The 2,951-nt window shown below is 51.8% G+C and carries 1 rRNA gene; it reads left to right on the forward strand.

The features are described 5' to 3' along the window. Positions 1-28: 28 nt before the first annotated feature. Positions 29-2,919 (forward strand): 23S ribosomal RNA (locus tag R7R24_RS24225). Positions 2,920-2,951: the final 32 nt, after the last annotated feature.

Raw genomic sequence — 2,951 nt, forward strand, 5'->3', positions numbered from 1 at the left:
ATCAACTCGAAACTCCTTCGGGTTGTATGGTTAAGTGACTAAGCGTACACGGTGGATGCCTTGGCAGTCAGAGGCGATGAAGGACGTATTAACTTGCGATAAGCCCAGATTAGGTAGTAAAAACCATTTGAGTCTGGGATTTCCGAATGGGGAAACCCAATACCATAAGGTATTACTGTTGAGTGAATACATAGCTCAACAGGGCGAACCGGGGGAACTGAAACATCTAAGTACCCCGAGGAAAAGAAATCAACCGAGATTCCGAAAGTAGCGGCGAGCGAAATTGGACTAGCCCTTAAGCTTTACACGCGTTAGACGAACAGCCTGGAAAGGCCGACGATACAGGGTGATAGTCCCGTAGTTGACGACGTGTGTTCAGTGAAATCGAGTAGGGCGGGACACGTGATATCCTGTCTGAATATGGGGGGACCATCCTCCAAGGCTAAATACTACTGACTGACCGATAGTGAACCAGTACCGTGAGGGAAAGGCGAAAAGAACCCCTGTGAGGGGAGTGAAATAGAACCTGAAACCGTGTACGTACAAGCAGTAGGAGCAGGCTTTGTCCTGTGACTGCGTACCTTTTGTATAATGGGTCAGCGACTTATATTCAGTGGCAAGGTTAACCATCTAGGGGAGCCGTAGGGAAACCGAGTCTTAACTGGGCGTTCAGTCTCTGGATATAGACCCGAAACCAGGTGATCTAGCCATGGGCAGGTTGAAGGTTGAGTAACATCAACTGGAGGACCGAACCGACTAATGTTGAAAAATTAGCGGATGACTTGTGGCTAGGGGTGAAAGGCCAATCAAACCTGGAGATAGCTGGTTCTCCCCGAAAGCTATTTAGGTAGCGCCTCGGACGAATACTACTGGGGGTAGAGCACTGTTAAGGCTAGGGGGTCATCCCGACTTACCAACCCTTTGCAAACTCCGAATACCAGTAAGTACTATCCGGGAGACACACGGCGGGTGCTAACGTCCGTCGTGGAGAGGGAAACAACCCAGACCGCCAGCTAAGGTCCCAAATTACTACTAAGTGGGAAACGATGTGGGAAGGCTCAGACAGCCAGGATGTTGGCTTAGAAGCAGCCATCATTTAAAGAAAGCGTAATAGCTCACTGGTCGAGTCGGCCTGCGCGGAAGATGTAACGGGGCTAAGTAGTAAACCGAAGCTGCGGCAATGCACTTTAGTGCATTGGGTAGGGGAGCGTTCTGTAAGCGGTTGAAGGTGTGTGGTAACGCATGCTGGACGTATCAGAAGTGCGAATGCTGACATGAGTAACGATAAAGGGGGTGAAAAACCTCCTCGCCGGAAGACCAAGGGTTCCTGTCCAACGTTAATCGGGGCAGGGTAAGTCGACCCCTAAGGCGAGGCCGAAAGGCGTAGTCGATGGGAAACGGGTTAATATTCCCGTACTTCTTACAATTGCGATGGGGGGACGGAGAAGGCTAGGTGGGCCTGGCGACGGTTGTCCAGGTTCAAGTGCGTAGGCTGAAGAGTTAGGTAAATCCGGCTCTTTCTAAGGCTGAGACACGACGTCGAGCACCTACGGGTGTGAAGTCATTGATGCCATGCTTCCAGGAAAAGCCTCTAAGCTTCAGATTGTAAGGAATCGTACCCCAAACCGACACAGGTGGTCGGGTAGAGAATACCAAGGCGCTTGAGAGAACTCGGGTGAAGGAACTAGGCAAAATGGTACCGTAACTTCGGGAGAAGGTACGCTCTCGACGGTGAAGTCCCTCGCGGATGGAGCTATTGAGAGTCGCAGATACCAGGTGGCTGCAACTGTTTATTAAAAACACAGCACTGTGCAAAATCGCAAGATGACGTATACGGTGTGACGCCTGCCCGGTGCCGGAAGGTTAATTGATGGGGTTAGACTTCGGTCGAAGCTCTTGATCGAAGCCCCGGTAAACGGCGGCCGTAACTATAACGGTCCTAAGGTAGCGAAATTCCTTGTCGGGTAAGTTCCGACCTGCACGAATGGCGTAATGATGGCCACGCTGTCTCCACCCGAGACTCAGTGAAATTGAAATCGCTGTGAAGATGCAGTGTACCCGCGGCTAGACGGAAAGACCCCGTGAACCTTTACTACAGCTTGGCACTGAACATTGACCCTACATGTGTAGGATAGGTGGGAGGCTTTGAAGCGCAGTCGCTAGATTGCGTGGAGCCGTCCTTGAAATACCACCCTTGTAGTGTTGATGTTCTAACGTCGACCCCTTATCGGGGTTGCGGACAGTGCCTGGTGGGTAGTTTGACTGGGGCGGTCTCCTCCCAAAGCGTAACGGAGGAGCACGAAGGTGGGCTAATCACGGTTGGACATCGTGAGGTTAGTGCAATGGCATAAGCCCGCTTGACTGCGAGAATGACAATTCGAGCAGGTGCGAAAGCAGGTCATAGTGATCCGGTGGTTCTGAATGGAAGGGCCATCGCTCAACGGATAAAAGGTACTCCGGGGATAACAGGCTGATACCGCCCAAGAGTTCATATCGACGGCGGTGTTTGGCACCTCGATGTCGGCTCATCACATCCTGGGGCTGAAGTCGGTCCCAAGGGTATGGCTGTTCGCCATTTAAAGTGGTACGCGAGCTGGGTTTAGAACGTCGTGAGACAGTTCGGTCCCTATCTGCCGTGGGCGTTGGAGAATTGAAAGGGGCTGCTCCTAGTACGAGAGGACCGGAGTGGACGAACCTCTGGTGTTCGGGTTGTGTCGCCAGACGCATTGCCCGGTAGCTAAGTTCGGGATCGATAACCGCTGAAAGCATCTAAGCGGGAAGCGAGCCTTGAGATGAGTTCTCCCTGATACTTTAAGTATCCTAAAGGGTTGTCGTAGACTACGACGTTGATAGGCAGGGTGTGTAAGCGTTGTGAGGCGTTGAGCTAACCTGTACTAATTGCCCGTGAGGCTTAACCATACAACACCCAAGGGGTTTTGATGGACTCAATG

This window comes from Vibrio sp. 704, assembly GCF_033339295.1.